Annotated in this window: 24 protein-coding genes; 14 read left to right on the forward strand and 10 right to left on the reverse strand. The window is 35.8% G+C overall.

All coding sequences use genetic code 11. The features are described 5' to 3' along the window. Nucleotides 1-423: 423 nt before the first annotated feature. A complete protein-coding gene (locus O5637_RS08520) occupies nt 424-1,740 on the forward strand; it encodes a protein arginine N-methyltransferase (protein ID WP_269604210.1) in 1,317 nt (438 codons plus the stop codon). 349 nt (nt 1,741-2,089) lie between these two features. Here the strand turns inward: O5637_RS08520 and O5637_RS08525 are convergent, their stop codons facing one another. Then, on the reverse strand, nt 2,090-2,230 hold the full coding sequence (locus O5637_RS08525; RefSeq protein WP_269604211.1) for a hypothetical protein: 141 nt from the start codon (nt 2,228-2,230) through the stop codon (nt 2,090-2,092). A gap of 267 nt (nt 2,231-2,497) precedes the next feature. On the opposite strand from O5637_RS08525, the gene O5637_RS08530 reads away from it, so the two are divergent. After that, complete coding sequence (locus tag O5637_RS08530) at nt 2,498-3,295, forward strand: response regulator transcription factor (protein WP_269604214.1); 798 nt, start codon at nt 2,498-2,500, stop codon at nt 3,293-3,295. A gap of 3 nt (nt 3,296-3,298) precedes the next feature. Here O5637_RS08530 and O5637_RS08535 read toward each other — a convergent pair whose 3' ends face one another. The 3 genes from O5637_RS08535 to O5637_RS08545 are packed head-to-tail and all read right to left on the reverse strand — an operon-like array spanning nt 3,299 to nt 7,222. Beyond that, a complete protein-coding gene (locus O5637_RS08535; RefSeq protein ID WP_269604216.1) occupies nt 3,299-4,258 on the reverse strand; it encodes a DNA polymerase III subunit delta' in 960 nt (319 codons plus the stop codon). 1 nt (nt 4,259) lies between these two features. Next, nucleotides 4,260-4,895 (reverse strand): dTMP kinase, encoded by a 636-nt coding sequence (gene tmk / locus O5637_RS08540; RefSeq protein ID WP_269604218.1) that lies wholly within the window; start codon nt 4,893-4,895, stop codon nt 4,260-4,262. Continuing rightward, a complete protein-coding gene (locus tag O5637_RS08545; protein ID WP_269604220.1) occupies nt 4,892-7,222 on the reverse strand; it encodes a heavy metal translocating P-type ATPase in 2,331 nt (776 codons plus the stop codon). Before O5637_RS08545 ends, tmk begins: the two co-directional genes overlap by 4 nt. A 161-nt stretch (nt 7,223-7,383) precedes the next feature. On the opposite strand from O5637_RS08545, the gene O5637_RS08550 reads away from it, so the two are divergent. After that, nucleotides 7,384-7,905, forward strand: coding sequence for a photosystem I assembly protein Ycf3 (locus O5637_RS08550; RefSeq protein WP_269604222.1), 522 nt, complete (start codon nt 7,384-7,386; stop codon nt 7,903-7,905). Nucleotides 7,906-7,921: 16 nt separating this feature from the next. Here O5637_RS08550 and radA read toward each other — a convergent pair whose 3' ends face one another. Next, entirely contained in the window at nt 7,922-9,301 is a 1,380-nt protein-coding gene (gene radA, locus O5637_RS08555; protein WP_269604225.1) for a DNA repair protein RadA, read from the reverse strand. A 107-nt stretch (nt 9,302-9,408) separates the two neighbouring features. Between radA and rpaB the strand changes: the two genes are divergently transcribed. From rpaB to O5637_RS08580, 5 genes are read left to right on the forward strand one after another with little or no spacing between them, the layout of a single operon-like run. Beyond that, nucleotides 9,409-10,155: a response regulator transcription factor RpaB gene (gene rpaB / locus O5637_RS08560; RefSeq protein WP_269604227.1), complete on the forward strand. Its 747-nt coding sequence runs from the start codon at nt 9,409-9,411 to the stop codon at nt 10,153-10,155. A gap of 4 nt (nt 10,156-10,159) precedes the next feature. Then, nucleotides 10,160-11,482, forward strand: a complete 1,323-nt coding sequence (gene plsX / locus O5637_RS08565) for a phosphate acyltransferase PlsX (protein WP_269604230.1) — start codon at nt 10,160-10,162, stop codon at nt 11,480-11,482. 53 nt (nt 11,483-11,535) lie between these two features. Next, a complete protein-coding gene (locus O5637_RS08570; protein WP_269604232.1) occupies nt 11,536-12,552 on the forward strand; it encodes a beta-ketoacyl-ACP synthase III in 1,017 nt (338 codons plus the stop codon). Between the two features lie 27 nt (nt 12,553-12,579). Then, nucleotides 12,580-13,476 (forward strand): ACP S-malonyltransferase, encoded by an 897-nt coding sequence (fabD, locus tag O5637_RS08575; RefSeq protein WP_269604233.1) that lies wholly within the window; start codon nt 12,580-12,582, stop codon nt 13,474-13,476. After that, on the forward strand, nt 13,476-14,159 hold the full coding sequence (locus tag O5637_RS08580; RefSeq protein WP_269604235.1) for a lysophospholipid acyltransferase family protein: 684 nt from the start codon (nt 13,476-13,478) through the stop codon (nt 14,157-14,159). Before fabD ends, O5637_RS08580 begins: the two co-directional genes overlap by 1 nt. A gap of 50 nt (nt 14,160-14,209) precedes the next feature. Here the strand turns inward: O5637_RS08580 and tsaB are convergent, their stop codons facing one another. Together tsaB and O5637_RS08590 are read right to left on the reverse strand one after the other, a co-directional pair. Then, entirely contained in the window at nt 14,210-14,929 is a 720-nt protein-coding gene (tsaB, locus tag O5637_RS08585) for a tRNA (adenosine(37)-N6)-threonylcarbamoyltransferase complex dimerization subunit type 1 TsaB (protein ID WP_269604237.1), read from the reverse strand. After that, nucleotides 14,890-15,141 carry a Ycf34 family protein gene (locus O5637_RS08590; RefSeq protein ID WP_269604239.1) on the reverse strand — a complete coding sequence of 84 codons (252 nt, stop codon included), beginning with the start codon at nt 15,139-15,141 and terminating at the stop codon, nt 14,890-14,892. The genes tsaB and O5637_RS08590 overlap by 40 nt, the downstream gene beginning before the upstream one ends. 29 nt (nt 15,142-15,170) lie before the next feature. On the opposite strand from O5637_RS08590, the gene O5637_RS08595 reads away from it, so the two are divergent. After that, a complete protein-coding gene (locus O5637_RS08595; protein ID WP_269604241.1) occupies nt 15,171-16,364 on the forward strand; it encodes a CCA tRNA nucleotidyltransferase in 1,194 nt (397 codons plus the stop codon). Nucleotides 16,365-16,430: 66 nt separating this feature from the next. Continuing rightward, the gene (locus O5637_RS08600) at nt 16,431-16,862 is read left to right on the forward strand and encodes an RNA recognition motif domain-containing protein (protein WP_269604243.1); all 432 of its coding nucleotides are present in this window, start codon (nt 16,431-16,433) and stop codon (nt 16,860-16,862) included. A 4-nt stretch (nt 16,863-16,866) separates the two neighbouring features. On the opposite strand, the gene O5637_RS08605 is transcribed toward O5637_RS08600, so the two are convergent. After that, nucleotides 16,867-17,805: a phytoene synthase gene (locus O5637_RS08605; RefSeq protein ID WP_269604245.1), complete on the reverse strand. Its 939-nt coding sequence runs from the start codon at nt 17,803-17,805 to the stop codon at nt 16,867-16,869. An 80-nt stretch (nt 17,806-17,885) separates the two neighbouring features. Continuing rightward, nucleotides 17,886-19,274 carry a 15-cis-phytoene desaturase gene (pds, locus tag O5637_RS08610; RefSeq protein ID WP_269604246.1) on the reverse strand — a complete coding sequence of 463 codons (1,389 nt, stop codon included), beginning with the start codon at nt 19,272-19,274 and terminating at the stop codon, nt 17,886-17,888. 104 nt (nt 19,275-19,378) lie between these two features. On the opposite strand from pds, the gene O5637_RS08615 reads away from it, so the two are divergent. Both O5637_RS08615 and O5637_RS08620 read left to right on the forward strand, forming a co-directional pair. After that, nucleotides 19,379-19,726: an NAD(P)H-quinone oxidoreductase subunit M gene (locus tag O5637_RS08615; RefSeq protein ID WP_269604248.1), complete on the forward strand. Its 348-nt coding sequence runs from the start codon at nt 19,379-19,381 to the stop codon at nt 19,724-19,726. Further along, the gene (locus tag O5637_RS08620) at nt 19,723-20,385 is read left to right on the forward strand and encodes a DUF3172 domain-containing protein (protein WP_269604250.1); all 663 of its coding nucleotides are present in this window, start codon (nt 19,723-19,725) and stop codon (nt 20,383-20,385) included. The genes O5637_RS08615 and O5637_RS08620 overlap by 4 nt, the downstream gene beginning before the upstream one ends. Here the strand turns inward: O5637_RS08620 and O5637_RS08625 are convergent. Continuing rightward, nucleotides 20,382-21,332 carry a LysR family transcriptional regulator gene (locus O5637_RS08625; protein WP_269604251.1) on the reverse strand — a complete coding sequence of 317 codons (951 nt, stop codon included), beginning with the start codon at nt 21,330-21,332 and terminating at the stop codon, nt 20,382-20,384. The genes O5637_RS08620 and O5637_RS08625 overlap by 4 nt on opposite strands. A gap of 109 nt (nt 21,333-21,441) precedes the next feature. Here O5637_RS08625 and O5637_RS08630 point away from each other — a divergent pair, with 109 nt between their 5' ends. Next, nucleotides 21,442-22,188, forward strand: a complete 747-nt coding sequence (locus O5637_RS08630) for an NnrU family protein (protein WP_269604254.1) — start codon at nt 21,442-21,444, stop codon at nt 22,186-22,188. A gap of 25 nt (nt 22,189-22,213) precedes the next feature. After that, complete coding sequence (locus O5637_RS08635) at nt 22,214-24,220, forward strand: NAD(P)H-quinone oxidoreductase subunit 5 (protein ID WP_269604255.1); 2,007 nt, start codon at nt 22,214-22,216, stop codon at nt 24,218-24,220. Nucleotides 24,221-24,337 lie beyond the last annotated feature (117 nt).

Consider the following 24,337-nt stretch of genomic DNA (forward strand, 5'->3'; position numbering starts at 1 on the left):
TCTAACTCTTAAATTAGTTGACCACTAAAACATATATGAAACCATACGAATCAAATTATCACTAAACAGAGACGTTACTGTTCTGTTTCTCCCACTCAATAGTTCATAACTAAAATATTTATTATAACCCCAATCACTCACTCGATTTCATCTACATTTTTTGTAAAACCTTTATAAAACGTGTATGATACATTTTTGCCCATTTATATTTCCATCTTAGACATGGATTTAGAGAGCCTAAATCATATTTTATCCTGTTTCTGCTTAGTTACATTGTCCTATTAAATCACATTTATAAATAGAGAAACAATATAAAAATTTACTGTTTATTCTCACATTATAGACTCAAAATTAATTTTTGAAAAAATAAAAAAGAAGTTGACTTTGTAGTAAAATTCTTTAGATTTCGAGTCTTAAAGATACATGGAAGAACTTGAGAAACAAGTAAAGGAGAACAAAGTAAATGAAGTGAAAACATTCCCAGTTACATTCGCTTCGGGAGAAATCAAAGAAAACATCACTATTACTACTAACAATCCTTCTAAACCTTCTAAAGAACAAATAATCAATCAAGCATATAAGTTTCATTCACAAGGAAATATTTTAGAAGCAACAAAATATTATGAATACTTCATTAATAAAGGATTCAAAGATCATGTCACTTTTGCCAATTATGGACTCATATTAAAAGATCTTGGTAAGTTAAAAGATGCGGAATTATTACAACGTAAAGCAATTGAAATTACTCCTGATTTCGCAGAGGCGCATTTAAATCTGGGAATCATATTTAGAGATCTTGATCAATTACAAGAAGCAGAAGACTCCACTCGTAAAGCAATTAAACTTAATCCTGATTTAGCAGAGGCGCATTACAATCTGGGATCCATATTGAAAGATCTTGATCAATCAAAAGAAGCAGAATTATCATATCGCAAAGCAATTGAAATTAATCCTAACTTCGCAGATTCACATTATAATCTTGGGAATATTTTAAATAGTCTAGGTAAACTAGATGAAGGAGAGAAAAGTATAGTGCAATGCTTAAAAGTGAATGAAAATCATTTACAAGGGAGTCTCACACTTAGCGCTATGAAGCTGCACCAAGGTGATAATTCATTATTGAAGCACTTAATAAAATCAAATCAATCAAATAATCCTTTTTTAAATTCTTTAAAATGGGTATCAGGTTTACCCAAGCTACCAGAAGTTTTTTTTGATAGATATTCTTTTTATGACGCAATAATTACTCAAAGTATAAAAAATCGACCTTTTTATGAGTTTGGTGTCTATAAAGGTTCTTCATTTAAGTATTTAATGAAAACTTTTAAAAAAGGCTATGGATTTGATACATTTGAAGGCTTGCCTGAAAATTGGAATCATTTTAAAAAAGGAGCATTTTCAACACAAGGAACCATTCCAGAAATTAATGGAGGAACATTTATAGCAGGAATGTTCGAAGAAACATTACCTACGTTTTTTTCTAAACCAAGACCAATAGCATCAGTTATAAATTTTGACGCCGATCTATATTCTTCTACTGTCTGTGCGTTGAATTATTCAAAACCAATAATAGATAAAGATACGATTTTAATTTTTGATGAGTTTATTGTCCACGAAAATTGGGAGCAAGACGAATATAGAGCATTCAATGAATTTTGCTTAAACAACAATTTTACTTACGAGGTTTTGGCAGTTTCTTATTCTACTTGTCAAACAGCAGTGAAGATAATAGGTATTTAACAAAAAAGCAATAACAAACCAACTTACATAACTGGGCAAAATTTTAAAAAAAGCATCCTGATACCAATAAAAGAATGTATCAATTTTGGGTTTCTAAAGGCGAATAAATAATTAGGCTAAAGACGACAAAGATTAAATGAGAGCCCAAGTAATTTGCTTAAATGTTTCATCCAGAAATGATGATTTGCCTGAAATGATTGAGCAATACTCAAAATCATTAAACCTAATCTAAAGCAGATACGTTTGCTGAGATTCTTCGTGCGTTTCCAATTCCTTTGGAGTGTAAGAAATACTTATTTGGTGAGTTATCTTTTTGTGGATTTTTCGGGGAAAATGCCTTCAAGAGCATTTATGAGGATTCAGTAGCAACCAATTCAACTCCCGCTCGGGGAGCTTTAGGTAGCAAATGCAAAGTTGTTAATCCATCAGAATTGATTCTTTTGACGTGTAATTTTAAAAAAATATTGCGTAATTTGCTAGATGAAAACAAATCTGATGAATTTTTTATTAACGATTTATATGAAAGTTTTGAGAATTCCTTAACAGTAGCGCCTCGGAATCGGAAGACTTCCTAAAGACAGTTCATCTTCTTTTCACCTTTTTATTGATAAAAAAGTAGTGATAGCAAGTGATCTTGTCGATTAGGCCATGGAAAACCGAATTTTCTGAATTCTGCAATAAAAACAAAATTTTGAGAGAATCATATGAATCTTTAGTAAACGCTATTGCGGGTACTTTTTAACCTAGACAATTATTAATGAAGCCTTGCATTTTACTCATTGAAGACGACCAAGACATGAGAGATCTGGTTGCAGGGCATCTTGAACACACTGGTTTTGATGTTCAAAAAGCTGAGGATGGCATCAAAGGTCAAGCGCTAGCTCTTCAATACGCACCTGATCTAATTCTTCTGGATTTAATGCTTCCCAAGGTTGATGGTTTAACTCTTTGCCAACGTTTAAGAAGAGATGAGAGGACATCAGGTATACCTATTCTTATGATTACTGCTTTGGGTGGTATCAAGGACAAAGTAACTGGTTTTAATTCTGGTGCAGATGATTACATAACAAAACCATTTGACCTAGAGGAATTACAAGTCAGGATCAAGGCCTTGTTGAGAAGAACCAATCGTGCTCCGTTAGGAAGTAATAATCAGCAAGAAATACTTAATTATGGCCCTCTTACACTTGTTCCTGAAAGATTTGAAGCCATATGGTTCGAATCTCCTGTTCGTTTGACTCATTTAGAATTTGAATTGCTCCATTGTTTGATGCAAAGACATGGTCAGACAGTTGCACCCTCATTAATTCTCAAAGAAGTGTGGGGTTATGAACCTGATGATGATATTGAAACCATACGAGTGCATGTAAGACATTTAAGAACAAAGCTTGAACCTGATCCAAGAAAACCAAGATTCATTAAAACTGTATATGGTGCAGGATATTGCTTAGAATTACCAACAGGGGATAAAATTAGTGAAATTCAACCATTAATAATTCAAGCAAGAGAAATTAATTCTTTAAAAAATAATACCGATGAAAGGGTTATTGCTTAATCCTTAATTAATTAAATTTATCTCTAACAAAGTTACTTCCCAAGCAAGTCTAGGTTGAACATATTTTAATAATTGTTTTCTTAGATCTTCAAATTGTCTAACCTTTTGCGAATTCTTTTCATTTATCCAAGCTGTATTTTGTTGCAAATCAATCAACCATAATTGTTGCTCTATGTTTAATTCATCAGTTATTTCTTTGGCTAATTGTAATAACTCAATTTGATTGGTTAATTTAATTTCTAGCTTGTTTCTTAATGGACTTGAGATAGATAACCAATATTGAAGATTTCTTAGATATCGTCCTGGAGATCCATAGGAAAAATTTATTAATTCTTTGATTTTGTCAAGAGTAACATCATCTTTTTGTTGAATAGATTCTGATTTTTCAATAATTTTGTTTACTTGATTTTCATTCAAGCGTATAAATGGGACTATCTGACATCTTGATCTAATTGTTGATAATAATTTATCTGGTCTTTCTGTGATAAGAATAAATAACCCTGTATTTGTCTCTTCAAGTGTTTTTAATAATGCATTTGAAGCAGATTCATTGATTCTTTCAATATCTTCAATTATCACGATACTTTTTTCTGACTCAAAAGGTTTTTTACTAAGAAATTCTATTATTTCTTTAATTTGATTTAATCTTATTTGAGGAGGTGATTTCATGCTTATGCTTTCTGATATCGCCTGCGTCTGAGAAATGCTTTTACCTTGGACTACGTAACATGGTTCTATCCATAATAAGTCGGGATGATTCTTACTTTCTATCTTCCTTTTTGTACTTTCTTTGTCTTCATTTTTGTCAAGAATAGATGTAATAAAAATTTTAGCAGTTTTCTTTCTTCCGACTCCCTCTGGTCCAGAGAATAAATATGCAGTAGAAAGATGTTCTTTTGAAATAGCTGACTTTAAAATTTCAATTGCTAAATCTTGACCATATATATTTTTAAAATAATCCATTTTATTTGCTTTTTATTAGCTTTTTTATCTCAGATTGAATCTCGGATATAATTTTTTCTTTAGAGTTAATAGCAGATATTTTTTTCCATTTATTGTTCTTTGATAATGCTTGAAACCCTAGTGAAACATTTGATAAGAACTCTAAACCTTCTTTCTCAATTCGATCATCTTTTCTATTTTTTCTTCTTTTGATACTTTCTTCAACAGGTATATCTAGTAAAAATGTGATGTCTGGAGAAATACCTTGAGTGGCTATTTTTTCTAGATCTTTTATTAACTTTATATTTAACTTTCTTCCATAACCCTGATAAGCAAGGGTGGACCCACAAAATCTATCACTGATTACCCAATCCCCTTTATTCAAAGTTGGACGAATAATTTCATTTATATGTTGTGACCTATCTGCCGCATAAAGCAAAAGCTCAGTGATAGAATCTGGGCATTTTTCCTTAGAACTATTCAATAGAAGGGATCTTATGGATTTTCCTAATTGGGTTCCTCCTGGTTCTCTAGTGATAACAAATTTATTATTTTCAGGGATGAGGTCACTTTTAAGAAGCCATTTTGATAATTGATTGATTTGAGTGGTTTTTCCAGAGCCATCAATACCCTCAAAAACAATAAATTTCCCTTTCATTTTGACTTCAAGGATAAAGCATTAAATACGACACTTATAGAGCTCAAAGCCATAAGTAAAGCCGCTAAAGGGGGTGATAGCAATAAGCCAGTGGATGGTAAAAGTAATCCTGCCGCGATTGGTAAAGCAATTAAGTTGTATCCAAATGCCCATGCAAGATTTTGTTTTATTTTGAGCATTGCTTGTTTTGACATTTGTAAGGCATTTGGAAGGGCTTCTAAATTTTCTCCAAGTAAAACAAGATCAGAAGAGTCCTGAGCGATTTGAGTTCCTGTGCCTATTGCCACACCCAAGTCTGCAGCGGCAAGCGCTGGTGCATCATTAATTCCATCACCTATCATGGCAACTAAACCATTATTTTTTAATAAGTTCAACTTATTTAGCTTGTCTGAAGGTAACATTTGCCATGAAATTTGTTTTGCACTAAAACCTAATTTCTTTCCTAAAGATAAAACTGCGGAATCTCTATCGCCACTGAACAAATTTAATGAGAACCCCCTTGAACGTAATTTATTAATTGAAAGGAAAGCATCTTTTCTTACTTGGTCATCTATCAAGAAAAAGCCTAATAATTTGTTCTCCAGAGAAACTGCAACTATTGATTGAGCTTTTGTTTTTGAAAGCTTGAAATTATTTTCAATCATTTCATTCCATTCAATTCCCTCACTTTTGATCCATTCGGGAGTTCCGACTCTTATCAGTCCATTTGAATTATGAATTTTGCCAGCGAGTCCTTTTCCTGGATATGTAATTGACCTTGAGACTGTTCCTAGTTTAATTTCTTTTTTATGTGCTTCTTGAATAATTGCTTGTGCAAGCGGATGACGACTATCTTGTTCAATGCTTGCTGCTAATTTTAGCATTACATTCTTTTCTGACTCTTTGTTCTCCCAGTAGCCAACAACCAAAGGTCTTCCGATTGTGAGTGTTCCTGTTTTATCAAAAATAATTTGATTTATTTTTGATGCCATTTCTATGACATCTCCACCTTTGAACAGCCATCCTCGTTTAGCAGCTTCCCCTGAAGCAACTGTTATTACAGTTGGAGTGGCAAGTCCTAGTGCACATGGACAGGCCACAACTAAAACAGATATAGATAATTGAAATGACAGGCTGAGTGGTGTTTGAGGTGCATTCATTAAATGAGCATGCAAATGATGGCTTTGCATGAAACCAGTATTAGAGACTTCTAAAACTTCTGGCCATATCCTCGTACCTATTTTCCACCAAAAAAGAAAAGTCATCAAAGAAAGAGTTGTGACCCCATAGCAAAACATGCCTGCTACCTTGTCTGCTAATCCTTGAATTGGTGCTTTTCTAGCTTGGGCTTCTTCAACTAAATTTATTATTTTGGCTATAGCAGTATCAGATCCTATTTTTTGAACTTCTAAAATAATTGTTGACTCTAAATTTAGACTTCCAGACGGAAGCTCGACCCCTGGTTTTGCTTCTAGAGGTAAAGATTCACCAGTTAAACTTGAGACATCGATCGCCGAGTGTCCTTTTATAACCAAACCATCTACTGGGATTCGATCTCCCGCTAATAATTGAATTTTTTCACCTGGTTTCAGGGCACCTATTCTGATTTCACGAATTTCATTATTTTCTAAAATTAGATTGGCTGTTTCGGGTTGTAATTTTGATAATTCTTTTAATGCCGTGCCTGTGTTTACTCTTGCTCTTTCTTCTAGAAACCGTCCCAACAAAACAAATCCAAGAAGCATGACCGGTTCATTGAAAAAACATGGCCACCCAACTGTCGGCCAAATCAGGGCAATTATGCTGGCTATATAAGCACTGATTACACCAAGGCTGACTAAGGTGTCCATAGTTGGTGTAAGCATGATTGCTGACTTTAGACCTGCTTTTAGGATTGATTTGCCCGGCCCGAGTAGAGCAAATGTTGCGAGTGCAGCATGAAAAGGTAATGAACCAATCAGTGGAAAAGATATTTGTTCTCCCTCTATTAAATGTCCCAACCCAGAGAGGATTAGTAATGAAGTAGCGATTATTAGTTGTCGCCACTTATTCCATAAACTTTGATTTTCTTTTATCTCTAATTTGGCATTATTTAAAATTGTTTGATCGGGTCTTTCCCTTGATGGAAAACCCTTGGATGTAAGAGTTTGTATTAAATCTGATAAGGAATTATTAGGATCTTTAGTTTCTATAAAAGCCGTTTTTGTAACTAAATTCACGCTTGCATTATTTATGTTTGGATGGCTTTTAAGTATTTTTTCAACTGCTTGTACACAACTTCCACATTTCATGCCATCTACGTCAAGCAAAATTGAATTTTTGCTTTGGGCAATCTTTTTGTTGCTCAAGAGAATATAAATCTTAGATACTTACTCTAAATTTAATAAATAAAAAGCATGTTGCATTCATTTAATAATTTATTAATACATAAAAATTAGTTTCATTATTTCTATACATTTTTTCTATTTCCAGGCAGGATATAATTATATCTATTGATATTGGTTCAATCGTGCCTAGAAGTCAAAACAAAGACAATTTTCTTGATAAGGCCTTTACGAAAATGGCTGAGGGAATAGTGAAAGTGATGCCAATTGCCTCAAAAGAAAAAGAAGCCTATCTGTATTACCGAAAAGGATTAGCAGCTCAAAATGATGGGGATTACTCTGAGGCTCTTGAGTATTATGAAGAAAGCTTAAAACTTGAGGATAATCAAGTTGATAGAGGAGAGACATTAAAAAACATGGCAATAATTTATATGAGTAATGGAGATGAAGAGAAAGCGCTAAATACATATAAACAAGCTTTGGGACAAAATCCCAAACAACCTTCTTGCTTGAAAAATATGGGATTAATATATGAAAAGAGAGGCAGAATGGCTCAAAGAAATGGCAATCAAGATGAGTGTGATATCTGGTTTGATCAGGCAGCGGAGGTTTGGAGTAAAGCTGTTCGTTTATATCCAGGAGGATATTTAGATATAGAGAATTGGCTTAAGACTACAGGCAGAGGCAATGTTGATGTTTATTTGTAAGTAATCAAGACATGGATTAACTCTTATTTAAAGCATAGATTAAAGCTTCATTAATATTAGAAGCTTTTAATATTTTTAATTTTTTATTTGTTTCAAACTCTCTTGTATCTATTCCATCTGGGATAATTAATGTCTTATATCCAAGTCTTATGACTTCATTAATTCGTTGTTGCATTTGTCTTACTAATCTTAATTGACCAGCTAGACCTATTTCTCCTATAAAAACCACACCTTCTTCAAGTTCAACATCTTTAAAGCTTGAAACTATTGCAGCTGCTATTCCTAGATCAGCCCCTGGTTCTTCTACTTCTAACCCCCCAGCTACAGCTAAATAACAATCATATCTTGAGAGTGAGAGATTCATGTTTTTTTCTAGAACTGCCAAGATTTGATGAAGTCTGTTTATCTCAACACCAGTAGTGGTTCTTCTTGGACTTGAATAACTAGTAGGATTTAAAAGTGCTTGTATATCAATGGCTAATGGTCTTGTTCCTTCACAAGTAACGATTGTTGAAATTCCAGGTGCAGAGGTTTTACTTAAAAATAATTCGCTTGGATTAGATACCTCCGATAATCCATCTGCTTGCATTTCAAAGACTCCAAGCTCACAAGTTGCACCAAATCGATTTTTCACACCTCTTAGAAGTCTGTGCGAAGCAAATCGATCGCCCTCAAAAGTGAGTACTGCATCAACAAGATGCTCAAGAACTTTTGGTCCTGCTAACATTCCATCCTTTGTAACGTGACCTATTATCAAAAGTGATATGTTTTCTCGTTTGGCAATTTGCTGTAAAGCCGCGGAACATTCTCTAACTTGAGCAACTGAGCCAGGCGAACTGGATAAGTTTTGATCATGCAAAGCTTGAATGCTATCAATCACTGCAACGTCTGGCTTCAAATAATTAAGCTCTTTTATAACTAGCTCTAGGTCTGTCTCTGCGAGTAAATGAAGATTTGATGCGGAATCTTCGATTCGATTCCATCTGAGTTTTACTTGTTGAGCAGATTCTTCAGCAGCCACATAAAGAACCGATCTGTGATGGGCCATTGCAGTCGCGCTTTGCAAAATAAGAGTGCTTTTCCCAATCCCTGGGTCTCCACCAATTAATACAAGTGATCCAGGCACTAAACCACCTCCAAGTACCCTGTCTAATTCTCCATATCCACTTGGAATTCGATCAATAATTTGCTTTTTTGTTAGGCTTATTAGTTCTGAACGATAGGGAGATTTTTCATTAGGAGAATTAATCTTTGTGTAAATAGATTTATCTGATTTTTGATTGATTTTTTCTTCTATTATTGAGTTCCATTCTCCACAATTGTTGCAGCGGCCAAAGAATTGCCTGGTTTGAGCACCGCAACTTTGACAGACATAAATAGAGACAGAACGAGACACTTAGTTGTAAAAAGGAAGTTGGCTGTAGTTGAATAAAGATAGTGATCTTTAAATGTTGGTGAACCTTCACTTAAGATCTTGTCGCAGCCGCCAAAGCTAAGGAACAAATGACGGCCACAAGTCCCTCAAAGGAAACCATCCTCGTAGCTGATGATGAGGCAAGTATTAGGAGGATCCTAGAAACCCGCCTATCTATGATTGGCTATCAGGTAATAACTGCTTGTGATGGAAATGAGGCATTGGATCTTTTTAGAAATTGTGAGCCTGATTTGGTGGTGCTCGATGTCATGATGCCTAAATTAGATGGATATGGAGTTTGCCAGGAACTAAGAAAGGAATCAGATGTTCCAATAGTTATGCTGACAGCATTGGGAGATGTTGCAGATAGAATTACTGGCCTTGAGCTTGGTGCTGATGATTATGTTGTTAAACCATTTAGCCCAAAAGAATTAGAGGCTAGGATTAGATGTGTATTACGAAGAGTAGAAAAAGAACAAATAGCAGGACTTCCTAATTCAGGTGTGATTGCTGTTATGAATTTAAAGATTGATACAAATAAACGGCAGGTTTATAGAAATGATGAACGGATTAGATTAACAGGAATGGAATTTAGTCTTTTAGAACTATTGGTTAGTCGTTCAGGAGAACCATTTAGTCGAGGTGAGATTCTTAAAGAGGTTTGGGGCTATACGCCTGAAAGACATGTGGATACCAGAGTGGTGGATGTTCATATTTCTAGACTTAGATCAAAGCTTGAGGATGATCCTGCAAATCCAGAACTAATTCTTACTGCAAGAGGAACAGGCTATCTTTTTCAAAGAATTGTTGATTCTATGATTCCTGAAGGATCATAAATCAGTGGAAAAAAATCACCTAAATAATAAAACTAGTCGTTCTAAGGCAATCAGACGATTGGTTATTTGGTATCGCCGTAACTCAGCTGTTACAAGTCTCGTTGACACTGCAACAAGCTCAGCCACAGCAGCAAGCAATGTTGCTGGAACAGTTGTTTCTAGTGCTGGAACGGTTGTTTCGAGTGCTGGATCAATGGCTAGGAGTACATTAGAACCATTTGTGTTTGATCCTCTTAGGAGACTGCAAGGTGGATTAAGTACAGACGAGAAAAATGTAATTCAAGATGCCGAAAGGATTTGGGTTGCTGTTGACGGAATGGGAGGAGATTTTGCACCTGGAGCGATTCTTGATGGTTGTTTGAAATCTTTGTCATTACTTCCATTGAAAATTAAATTTGTTGGTGAAATTGAAAAAGTAGAAAAAGCAGCCATTGAATTTGGCTTAGAAGAATCTCTAGGCAAAGCTATAGATGCTGGAAATTTCGAATTAATTCCAAGTGGTATCTCAGTTGGCATGGATGAAGAAGCCACTGCAGTGCGCAAAAAAAAGGATGCAAGCATCAATATTGCAATGAAATTGGTTAAAGAGGGAAAAGCTATGGGGGTTTATTCAGCTGGAAACTCTGGAGCAATGATGGCTTCATCGATTTTCAAGTTAGGACGTTTAAAAGGCATTGATCGTCCAGCAATTGGAGCTTTATTCCCAACTAAAGATCCTGGTCAACCAGTTTTGGTTTTAGATGTTGGAGCAAATATGGATTGCAAACCAACCTATTTGCATCAATTTGCTCTTCTTGGGAATATTTATTGTCGAGATGTACTGCAGGTAGAGAAGCCAAGAATAGGATTATTAAATATTGGCGAAGAATCCTGTAAGGGTAATGATCTGTCTCTAGCAACCTATCAACTTTTAAACGAAGAAGAGCGTTTTTGCTTTTCCGGAAATTGTGAAGGTCGAGATGTTTTATCTGGTGATTTTGATGTTGTGGTTTGTGATGGATTTACAGGAAACGTTTTGCTGAAATTTCTAGAGTCAGTCGGAAGTGTTCTTTTGGGAGTTTTGAGAGCTGAGTTGCCAAGAGGAAGAAGAGGCAAAGTTGGTTCTGCTTTTTTAAGAAATAATTTGAAACGAATAAAGAAACGTTTAGATCATGCTGAACATGGCGGAGCTTTACTTCTAGGAATTAATGGAATATGTGTGATTGGTCACGGTGGGAGTAAAGCTTTATCTGTTTTGAGTGCTTTAAGAGTTGTTCATTCCGCTGCAAGTCATGGAGTAATGGATGATTTAGCAGATTTAAATAAACCAGATGTTTTAAAGGTCTGATTCGAACTGTCCTACCATGTGATTGACTTATGAAATGAGGGCTTTTTTTAAATTTGATTAGAAATTCTCAATGGGACTCAAGAATATCTTTTGTGGGGTGCGGAAGCGCCCTGCCTCAAAAGGTAATCAATAATGATCAACTTGGTCAGAGAGTGGATACTAATGATGAATGGATTCAAAGTAGAACTGGTATTGGTGAAAGACGGGTTATTGGAGAAAATGAGTCTCTGATTGACTTGGCTACTCAAGCAGCACTGAATGCTGTCAAAATGGCTGATTGGGATATGAAAACTATAGATTTGATAATTCTTGCAACATCTACTCCGGAAGATTTATTTGGCTCGGCGCCTAAAATTCAATCAAATTTAGGAGCTTCAAATGCAGTCGCTTTTGATTTGACTGCTGCTTGTAGTGGCTTTTTATTTGCTTTAGTAACTGCATCACAATATTTAGCTTCTGGATCTATGAAAAGAGCTGTTGTGATTGGAGCAGACCAGTTATCAAAATGGGTGGATTGGGATGATAGAAAGACTTGCGTTTTGTTTGGAGATGGAGCTGGAGCAGTAGCTGTTGAGACATCTGTAAATGAAAGTGGCTTGATTGGATATGATTTGAAGTCTGATGGAACTAGAGGAGGTTGCTTAAATCTGTATCAATCAAATATTTTTTTAGATTTAGTTAAAGGCGCTACTCATCAAAAAGGGGAATATTTGCCAATAAAAATGGAGGGAAAGGAGGTTTATAAGTTTGCAGTTAAAGAAGTTCCAATCATTCTTGGAGAAATCTTAGAAAAATATCAAGTTAAATCAGAAACAATCGATTGGCTCTTATTACATCAGGCTAATCAAAGAATTCTTGATGCTGTAGCTGCGAGATTTTCAATTCCATCAGAAAAAGTACTTTCAAATTTGAAACATTATGGAAATACCTCAGCAGCAACGATTCCATTGATGCTTGATGAGGCAGTTAGAGATCAGAGGATTAAATCAGGCGATTTAATAGCCTGTAGTGGATTTGGCGCTGGCTTGAGTTGGGGAGCCGCTTTGTTTTATTGGCATGGTCCCTATTAAGCTGTTTAATAATTAATCTAGAAAATTATGACTATTGCCTGGGTCTTTCCTGGACAAGGCTCTCAAAAATTAGGTATGGCAAATTCATTACTAGATTTGCCTGGTTCGAGAGATAGATTTGAATTAGCCTCAGAAATTCTTGGAAGAGATCTTTGGAAAATTTGTTGTGATGAAGTAGTTCCAAATGAAGCAATATATGATTTAAATGATACGAGAAATACGCAACCCGCCCTTTTTGTTGTTGAGTCGCTATTGGTTGATGATTTAAAAAGACAAGAAAGGGAGACCCAAATAATTGCAGGACATAGTCTCGGAGAAATAGTTGGTCTTTACTCAGCAGAGGTTTTAGATGCAAAGACAGCTTTATTGTTATTAAAGAAAAGATCTGAATTGATGGCATCGGCAGGAGGAGGAGCAATGATTGCTGTTTTGGGCTTTGATCGAGATGAATTAGATGAGTTGATTAGAGAAACTGAGGGGGCTTCAATAGCTAATGATAATAGTGAATCTCAAGTTGTTTTATCTGGTTCGCCAGAAGCAGTGAGAAAAGTGGCTGATAATTTAAAATGTAAAAGAGCAATTCCTTTACAAGTTTCAGGTGCTTTTCATTCCATATATATGACTGAAGCATCTAAAAGTTTTGCTGCAGAACTTGATCAAGTAACTTTTAAAGATGCTCAAGTCCCAGTTCTTAGCAATGTTGATCCAACTCCAACTTTAAGTGGTGACATATTGAAGGATCGCCTAAAAAAACAAATGATTACTGGAGTGAGGTGGAGAGAGACTATGGATGTAATGAAAAAAGAAGGTATAACAACAATGATTGAGATTGGTCCAGGAAATGTTCTCAGCGGGCTTGCTAAACGATCCATGAAAGGGGTCTTGGTCAGTCAAATATCAAATGCAAGTGATTTGGGTTACTGATGTTGGAACAATCTAAAGTTTTTAAGGGAGTTGAAAAAATCCATAAAAACATACCTCGACAAAGTTTTGTTTATGGTTGCGTCAGTTACCTATTAGTTTTCCCGATTTTTCGTTTTTTGTTTAGAGGTCAAACAATAGGGATTTCCAATTTCCCTAAGACAGGAGGAGTTGTTGTTGTTTCTAATCATGGCTCCCATTTGGATCCCCCGATTTTGGGTCATGCTTTGGGCAGACCAGTAGCTTTCATGGCAAAATCTGAGCTTTTCAATGTGCCCATATTGTCATTCATAATTTCTGCTTGTGGTGCCTATCCAGTTAAGAGGGGAGCTGGAGATAGAGAGGCAATAAGAAATGCATCTAATCGATTAAGTGAAGGTTGGGCTACAGGTGTATTCTTGGATGGAACAAGACAAGAGAATGGGAGAGTTAATGATCCTAAAGCAGGTGCAGCTCTTCTAGCTGCTAGGACAGGTTCCCCTATCCTTCCAGTGGCAATAGTTAATAGTCACAGAGCTTTTCCCAAAGGATCTATTTACCCCCGATTTGTATCTATTCATTTAAGAGTTGGTGAATTAATTCAACCTCCTAAAACAAAGAAAAGAGAAGATTTAACTTCAAAAACAAAAGAAATTCAAATATCTATAAATTCAATGTTGGATAAAGGTCTAATACATAATATTTGAAATTATAAGTTTTCTATTCAAGATTAGAGAATATTGGAACTTTTGAATTTTTATTTTTGATTATCGATTGGTGAAGTTGGATAGATGGGCAATGTTTTTTGCCAACTAGATTGAATTTTTGATCTTTGACAATATTGAGAAAAATTTATCAGCGAAATAATATCTTTTTCTATATTATTAGAGGCCTTAAATGAAGGATTAATAAGTTTTTCATTGCTTATTAATGTTGGAGAAATGATTTCACTAAATTCATGAAAATTTGACTCTTGGTGAATTTTAACTAGTTGATATTTACCAGCCACAATTCCTCTTCGTGGTAAAACATCTTTAATCCAAAATGGATTGAAGGTTTGTTTTTTAGAAAGATCTTTGTAAAGTCTTGGGGCCATTAAATGAAAGGAACTCATAGAGTCTAATGAACAATCAATTTGCTGAGCAATGATTCTAGCCATTGAGATGGTTAACCTTGTGCTGGTATAACTCCCAGGACCTTTTGCTACTGAAATTCGAATAATTTGATTCCAATATTTTCTGGGAAGAATTGTTTCTATGCAACTAAATAATTTGTTTGATAAGGAGCGACCAATATTAAATATTTCGCTTTTTATTATTTTTTCTGGATTTTCAATATCTTTAATCGCTATCCCAAAGGATTCTGTGCAGCTGTGTAAGGCCAATAAATATTTTGATTTTGAGTTATGGATATTTTGCAATGAATTTATTATAATTATTATTTTGGAATTTCTTCTCCTGGACGAAGCCTGCTCCATTTCCCTTGATCAAGTTTAAAACTATCGCATCCTCTTACATCCCATTCGATACCTGTCTTGCTATCAGGCAGATCAAAAATATTAATATGTATTTTTGGATTAGTGCCTTGAAAATCTGGATTTTTGGAGAGGTGTTTGACTTGATGATTTTCTTCAACTGTGTAGTAGGTCTTACATCTATCTACCCAAGCACAATCAACACAGATGCACATAACTATTAAAGAAAAATCTAGGTGTCATTTTGATAAGTAAGGACACATTACTATCAAATCATCTTTTTGGAGATTTAAAGCCAAAAGATTGGCCAATATCCATTGATGATTTGCCTCCTGGAAGTGCCTTGGTGGGCGGTTCTGTTAGAGATGGATTATTGAACAAATTTAGTCAAAAACCTGATTTGGATTTTGTGATACCAATAAATGCTATTAAGTTCAGCGAAAATTTATCTAAAAAGATTAGTGCCACTTTTATAAAGCTTGATGAAAATCGAGATATCGCTCGATTAGTTATTGATGGATGGACTCTAGATTTTGCTCGACAAGTTGGAAAAAATCTTACTGAAGATTTATTAAGACGAGATTTTCGAATAAATGCAATTGCGTTAAGGCTTCAAGAAAAGCCAGAGATTTTTGATCCGACTGGAGGAATGGACGATTTGAAAAGTAAGAAAATTGTTGCAATAAGTGAAAAGAATTTACTTGATGATCCTCTGAGGATTCTTAGAGGTTTTCGATTGATGTGTGAATTGGACTTTAAGTTAGAGAAAAGAACTAAAAGTTTTCTAAAAAATAATGTAGATAAATTAAGTAATGTTGCACCTGAAAGGATAAAAACGGAGATCTTAAAAATAGCTCATTCAAAATGGAATTCTTCGGTTTGGCAAACATATTTAGAATTACAATTATTGAAAAAATGGAATGATGATACTCTTTCTTATTTTGATCTACAAAGAAAAGATATAACTTCAAAAGAGCTTTTATTGGGTTGCTTTTTAGCGAAACTAATATGTTTACTTGGTGATGAGGGCTTGTCGAATTTGAAGTTTAGTAAGAATGAAATAAAAAGATGCAAGAACCTTAGATTTTGGGTTCATAAAATTAAGAATTTAGGATTAGATGAGCTTTCCGAGGATGAAAGGTTTCAACTTCATATTGATTTGGAAGAGGATTTGCCATCTCTAATTCTTTTTTTGAATGAAAAATATAAAGACGTTTGGCTGGAACGCTGGAAAGACCCCTCTGATCCCCTATTCCACCCCTCTTCGCCCTTGGATGGCCATAAGCTTCAAAAGGTTTTCAGAATCCCCCCTGGCCCTTCATTAGGAGAACTCATTAGGCATCTTTCTAAGGAAAAAGCTTATCGAAGATTCTTCACAGATGAAGATGCTTTGGATGTTGCTCGTAAATGGACCCTAGAGAATGCCCCCTTTTTGTGATTAACTACACACAAATAAAATAAATCTCGGCCGTATGCCGTCGTCTTCTTATCCCCTTTTTTCTAAATGAGTGTTCGCCTTTACGTCGGTAATTTGCCGCAGAATGTCAATGTTAAAGAGCTTGAAGCCTTGCTATCATCCATAGGAGATGGCATTAAATTTAAAGCTGTTTTTGATAGAGATACCAAGGCTTGTAGGGGATTTGGCTTCGCTAATGTTAAAGATGAAAATGTTGCAAATGAGCTGATTGAAAAATTAAATGGACATGAATTTAGTGGTAGTAAATTGAGGGTTGAGCGTTCTGAGCGTAAAGATTCAAATTCTAGTAATTCTAGAAGAGGAGCTAACTCTAACAATGGAAATAAAGGTTCTAATCGTAAAGATGTTAAGAAAGTTGTACATAGCGATGCACCAATTAAAGAAGCTCCAGATCCAAGATGGGCCGGAGAGCTATCAAAATTAAAGGATCTTTTGGCTAATCAAAAGACTCCTGTATAAATTTTCAATTAATTAGTGTTCTAAGTTTATATTTTTCGTCGTAGATAGTTTTCAGATATGAGATGGGTAGGTTTACAGCTTTTACCCATCCTTTTACATAAGCTCGATTATTGAATACGTCATAATCTAGTTTTTCAATTGAATTTAGTATTCCGCTGTATAGCGTTAAAGATGTCCATATGGGCCACCTTGCATCGATTGAGAGCCATTTGATGCCTTCTTCAGACTTTAGAAACCATTCTCTTGCTCTGGCTAATTGAAAAGACATCAATGCTTTCCAGTTCTCATTAATTTTTCCGTTCATTAGGTCTTCTTCGGAGTAATTAAATTTTTCCAGATCCTCTAATGGCAAATAAATTCGTCCTCTTCCTCTATCTTCTCCAACATCTCTAAGAATATTGGTTAATTGGTTCGCAATTCCTAGAGCAATAGCAGCTTTTGAGGTTTCAGGAGTTGGGAAATTTGGATTGGATTTATATGCAGCATCAATTCCTATTACACCTTGCGTCATTAACCCAACCGTTCCAGCAACGCGATAACAGTAGAGTTCAAGCTCTTCAAAGGTTTTATATCTGGTCTTATCCAGGTCCATTCTCTGGCCTTCAATCATGTCGATATAAGGTTGAATAGACTGAGGGAATTTTTGAAGAGTATCGTTTAAGACTGCATCTAGATCATCTTCACTATTACCAGCAAAAACTCTTTTTGTTTTGTCTTCCCATTTATTTAATCGATCTGATAACTCTTTTTTAGATTTTTTTTGAGCTTCAACGCTGTCCATCAGTTCATCTGTTCTTCGGCACCACACATAAATAGCCCAGATTGCTTTGCGTTTAGCAGGAGGCAGCAACATTGTGCCAAGGTAGAAGGTCTTGGCCCATTTTGCAGTTTCTTGCCTGCAAGCCTCGTAGGCATCTTCTAGATTCAAAGAAGGCTGCGCCAAAATTAGAAGTTTGTAAGTTTTTTAGTGTGCATTAATCTTTGGATTAGCAATTTAAATAGATTGCTATTTATACATTAAGACTAAGAAGAACCTATGTCAGTCGAGATTTGGATTTTTTCTGCACATAGCTTTCCACTTAACACCGCACCTTCCATGGAAGCGAGATATTTTTGCATTGTGTAATCACCGGTTAAGAAAAAGTTGCTTATTGGAGTCTTTTGATCGGGTCTTAAATCTTGGCATCCAGGAACAGCTTTATATACAGATTTTGGTGTTTTTATTACTTTATATTTTCGTAATTTAGCTTGATTCTCCCCTGAAAAATGAATGGGAAAGAGTTTGGTCAATTCTTGCATTGTTGCATCAATTATTTCCTCATCTTTGCGACCGATCCAATCTTTTGCTGGAGCAAAAACTAATTCAAGCATTGAACGATTTGGATCTTCATATTCTTTACAAGTTATGCTCATGTCGGCATAGACACTCAAAAGAGGAGATCTGCTGAATAATAAGTGATCAATATTTGTAAGTTTTCGATCGAACCATAGATGAATGTTAATAACTGGAACACCTTTCAGACCTTCAAGCTTTCTGAAAATATCTTGGGATGCCCATTCATTAGGCAAGATTGTTTTAAAGATATCAACGGGCATTGCGCTTACATAAGCGTCAGCTTCAATTTCATTCCCATGAGATTCTTTGGCACTCCCTATCAAGAAATTTTGAACAGATCCATCTTCTTTTAAATTGATTTTTTTAAGTGGGCTATTTAAAAATACGTCCCCTCCTAAAGCTCTAATGTGATCAACAATTGGTTGACAAAGTCTTTCTGGTGGCGCCCCATCGAGGAATGCCATTTTTGATCCGTTTTTTTCTTGTAAGAAGCGGTTTAATGCAGTTAACAATACTGTTGAGGAAATTTCATCAGGACCTATGAAATTGAGTGCCTTACTCATCGCGATAAAAACTTCATCATTTACTCTTTCGGGTATGTTTTGTTTTTTTAGCCATTCGGTCCAGGAGTACTTATCACAATCTTCTACATAATTTTGGCCGCGTAACATAGCTGGTATTAGTCCTACTCCAAACGAAATTTTTTCTGGCCAGCTAAGCATGTCGTTGTTGCTTAAAATTGCGGCTACTCCGTTTATTGGAGCAGGAAGATCAGGGAAGTCGAAACGGCTATATGTACCAGGTACCTCTGGTTGGTTGAAAATCATGGAATGACTTTTCCATTGAAGACGATCTTCAATATCTAGCTCTTTAAAAAGCTGAAGCATATTTGGATATGCTCCAAAAAATATATGTAATCCAGTCTCATACCAGTCTCCATCTTCATCTTTCCAAGCAGCAACTTTTCCACCAAGTACGTTTCTTGCCTCATAAACAAATGGCGTATGACCTGCATCGGCTAAGTATTTTGCACATGAGAGTCCTGCCAATCCGGCTCCAGCGATTGCTACGCGCATACCTAAATAAAAGAGTATTTAACAACTTTAATGATTAAGACCACCCAACAAGGGTTTAGGTCGTTAAATTTGCAGTATATATTTTGGTTTGTTGTTTTAAATTCATGAGCGATACTATTCTCAAATGCACAACTAGACACGTAAGAATATTTACTGCAGTAGTCGAAAATAATGATTTAATTTTAGATAATGAAAATTTGACTTTAGATATCGATCCGGATAATGAATTTCTTTGGAGTGATCAAGCAATAAAAAAAGTTCAAGATTATTTTCGTGAACTAGTGGACTATCAAGCTGGTAATGAACTGAGCGATTATAGCTTGAGAAAAATTGGATCCTTGCTTGAAGATTTTATTAGAAAGTTACTGAAAGACGGAGAACTCAGTTATAACCCAAATAGCAGAGTTATGAACTATTCCATGGGATTACCTAGAACTCAAGAATTATTATGAATCAAGGTCCTTATAATCGACGACCATCGCCTCGTAGGAGATCAGATTTGGCGAGAAGACAAGAAGGAAACAGATTTAACTATAGAAAAGATTCAAATGTTAGAGACCAATATGAATCAAGAGGAAGTCGATTTAAATCGTCAGGTCCCTCGGATGGAGGAGGAGGTGGTGGTATAAAAATCAACTCCAATTCAATTGCTATTTTGGCTGGAGTATTGGTAATTGGTGTTGGCATAGGAAGCCTTATTACAAGCACAACGTCAGGTGGTCAAGGAAACATTGCAAGTCAGCAACAACTGGATATGGCGGTTCCTGATCCCGACTTTTGTAGGCAATACGGTGCAAGTGCCTTTGTTATCGATATTGAAATGTACACGACCTTGAATCCCTCTACAAGCTTTGTTACGCAACCTGCTCTTCAACCAGGTTGCGTTATTAGAAGAGAAAATTGGACGGTTTTGCAAAAACAAGGAGCCATTAATAATGAAGATGTTAGAGAGTGCAAACAGAGAATGAATACATTTGCTTATATAGGTTCTATTAGGGACCAACCAATTGTTCGTTGTGTTTATCAAGCGGATGTCAACGAAAATAAATTTATAATCAAAGGTGCTGAAGAAGATGCAGTTGGTATCAATAAAGAAGCCATACAGTTTTAATTTTTAGCATTAAACAGCGGAGAAAATGAACTAGCAAATAAAGGTAAGATATCTTTTGTAAATGCTTCGGCAGCTCTAGATGAATATCTGCCAGGATTAGTGATTACTTTGAGTTCTCTTTTTACTTCTAGATCTGCAACAATTGGCCTGTGAATACTTCCTCCTGAAAGTTCCCTTTCAATTGAGACAACTGGGAGGAAAGCAGCTCCTAGATCAGATTGAACAGCATTTTTTATAGCTTCAAGAGAATTTAATTCCATCTCTATATGTAATCTTTGGACGTCTAGGCCTGAGGAAGATAAAAGTTTATCTAAGACTTTTCTTGTGGTTGATTGATTGTCTAAAGTAATAAATCTTAGACTATATAAATCTTCTTTTTTGAGCTCTTTTGACTTTGCTAATGGATGCTTAGTAGGTAAGACAAGAGCTAACTCATCAGTTGCAAATGGAATTACTTGTAATGATTCATTTAGTTCTAATGGAAGTTGGCCACCGATAATAGCAATATCTATTTGCCCATTCGCAACACTCCATCCTGTCCTTCTAGTGCTATGAATTTGAAGTTGAACTGAAACCTCAGGAAACTTTTGTCTGAAGAGCCCAATCATCCTTGGCATCAAATAAGTACCAGTGGTTTGACTAGCTCCAATAATTATGGATCCTCCTTTGAGATTATTTAAATCTTCAATGGCTTTGCAAGTCTCTTGGCACTCTCCTAAGATTTTCTCACAGTAATTTAATAGCAGCTTTCCCGCTTCAGTTAGTTGAGCTTTTCTGCCACCTCTGTCAAATATGGCAATTTCTAGTTGTTTTTCAAGGTTTTGAACTTGTAAACTCACAGCCGGTTGTGTAACAAAGAGGCTGTCAGCAGCTTTTTTAAAGCTTCCCTCATCAACAATTGCTTTGAGGATTCTTAGTTGATCAAGAGTGAATGGGATCTCGGCCATGGTGGCAGGCCTTCATGGCAGTTATTAAAATAAAATGTAGGGAAAAACAACTCCAACTGTTGATCCGGTAAGGATCTAATAATTTATCAAGAGACATCTTATAGAAATAATGACATTTTCAGATACTCATGGTTCAAGTTTCTGGATGATATTACTTTTATTTTTTTTTGCGGTTATTCATAGTGGTGGAGCAGCTTTAAGGGTGAAGGCGGAGAGTGTAATTGGTGCAAGAGCATGGAGATTGATCTTTGCTCTTGCCAGTATTCCCTCAGCTGTGATTTTGGTTGGTTATTTTATTTCTCATCGTTACGATGGAGTTAGGTTTTGGAATTTTCAAGGAGCTAGCGGACTTATTCCTTTGATTTGGATTTTAAGTGCAATAAGTTTTCTTTTTTTATATCCAGCTACGTATAACCTTTTAGAAATTCCTGCTGTCCTAAAGCCCAAAGTAAGAATATATGCAACAGGGATTATTAGAGTCACTCGCCATCCCCAGGCAATTGGTCAAATTATTTGGTGTTTTGCCCATTTACTTTGGATAGGTACAAGTTTTACTCTTGTTACTTGCTTGGGATTGATTGCACATCATTTGTTTGCTATTTGGCATGGTGATAGAAGACTTACTCTCAAATTCGGAAAAGAATTTGAGGAAGTGAAGCAAAAAACATCAATTATCCCATTCTTGGCTGTGTTGGATGGACGACAAAAATTACAAATAAAAGAATTTCTTAGGCCCTCTCAAATGGGGATTCTAATTGCAGTGATTTTTTTCTGGTGGTCCCATAAATTTATTTCTGTTGGAGCTCAGAGATTTCTCTCTTTTGATTTAACTGAATTACTAGCAAGAATTGCTTAAACTTATTTCAATATGATTTAGCTGGATGCATTCGGCGGCAGATTTTGCTTGGTTAATTCCACTTCTTCCTCTTTGTGGGGCAGTTTTGATTGGTTTGGGATTAATTAGCTTTAATGATCTTTTTAATCGTTCACGGAAACCCGTAGCAATAACCCTCTTAAGTTGTTTAGGTGCTTCGGCATTTATCAGCTATGCAGTTTTAGCTGAGCAAATCTCAGGCAATCCTCCAGTTGAACACTTGTTTATTTGGGCAAGTGCAGGATCTTTTGAGTTGCCAATGGGATATGTGATTGATCCTTTAGCGGCAGTCATGCTCACTCTAGTAACTTCAATTGCTTTCTTGGTGATGATTTACTCCCATGGTTATATGGCACATGATCCTGGGTATGTTCGTTTTTTTACTTATTTAGCCTTATTCAGCAGTTCAATGCTTGGACTAATTGTTAGTCCAAATTTGCTTGAAATATATGTTTTTTGGGAATTGGTTGGAATGTGTTCTTACTTACTAGTTGGCTTTTGGTATGACAGAGATGGTGCTGCACATGCAGCTCAAAAGGCTTTTATAGTCAATAGAGTGGGAGATTTTGGGTTATTGCTTGGTATTTTGGGTCTTTTTTGGGCAACTGGTAGTTTTGATTTTCATGGAATCGCAGATGGGTTATCAGAGGCGGTTAGTTCTGGGACAGTTCCAGTTTGGGCAGCTTTAACTCTTTGCGTTCTTGTTTTTATGGGGCCAATGGCAAAGTCTGCACAATTTCCCTTACATGTTTGGTTACCTGACGCAATGGAAGGCCCAACTCCCATTTCTGCCCTAATTCATGCAGCAACAATGGTTGCAGCGGGAGTGTTTTTAGTGGCAAGGCTTGATCCTTTGTTTAGCCAGTTCCCTTTTGTTGGATTATTAATTGCAATTATTGGAACAGTCACTTGTTTCCTAGGGGCATCTATAGCTTTGACACAAATGGATTTGAAAAAAGGATTGGCTTACAGCACAGTTTCTCAACTTGGATACATGATGCTTGCAATGGGCTGTGGCGCACCAATTGCAGGAATGTTCCATCTTGTTACTCATGCTTGTTTTAAGGCTATGTTATTTCTTGGCTCAGGTTCAGTTATCCATGCCATGGAGGAGGTGGTTGGTCATGAACCAATACTTGCTCAAGACATGCGATTAATGGGAGGCCTTCGTAAAAAAATGCCTATCACAGCAATAACTTTTTTCATTGGTTGTATTGCTATCAGTGGCATTCCACCTTTAGCAGGTTTTTGGAGTAAAGATGAAATTCTTGGTCAAGCCTTTAATAGTTTTCCAATACTTTGGTTCATTGGTTTCTTAACCGCAGGAATGACAGCTTTTTACATGTTTAGACTTTATTTTCTAACTTTTGAAGGAGACTTCCGAGGCGAAAATCAAGAGATGCAGGTCTCTTTGCTTGCTTTAGCAGGTAAAGAAAAAGATGAAGATCATGAAAATCATGAAGTTGGCAAGATACATGAATCTGCTTGGCCCATGACATTCCCATTGGCAGCTTTGGCAATACCGTCTGTTTTAATTGGATTTATAGGAGTGCCTTGGGACAGCATTTTCGCAAACTTTCTAGATCCCATTGAGGCTGTTGAAGCTGCAGAAAAGTTTAGTTGGGGAGAATTTCTTCCACTTGCAACTGCATCTGTAGTTATCTCATCTGCTGGGATATTATTGGCGGTTTTAACTTATTATTTGAAACGACTTGATCTTGGTGTTTCTCTATCCAAGAAGTACCCTCAAATAAATTCATTTCTTCAGAACAAATGGTACCTAGATGAAATCAATGAAAAAATCTTTGTAAAAGGTAGTAGAAAGCTTGCAAGAGAAGTACTAGAAGTAGATGCAAAAGTAGTTGATGGAGTAGTCAATCTGACTGGATTATTAACTCTTGGTAGTGGAGAAGGACTCAAATATTTTGAGACAGGCAGAGCTCAGTTTTACGCATTGATTGTTTTTGGAGGAGTGATTGTTCTCGTTGCGCTTTTTGGAATTGTAGGAGCATAATTTACATAATTTTTTTAGGTGTGTGTTTCATCCCCTATCTAGAGGGTGCCAATAATCTCATAATTTCTAAACTCAAAAAGTGGTGATTAATTTCGAGTCTTGGAATTCGCTCTAAAT

The sequence above is a fragment of the Prochlorococcus marinus str. MIT 0917 genome (genome assembly GCF_027359575.1).
Lineage (GTDB): Bacteria > Cyanobacteriota > Cyanobacteriia > PCC-6307 > Cyanobiaceae > Prochlorococcus_B > Prochlorococcus_B marinus_D.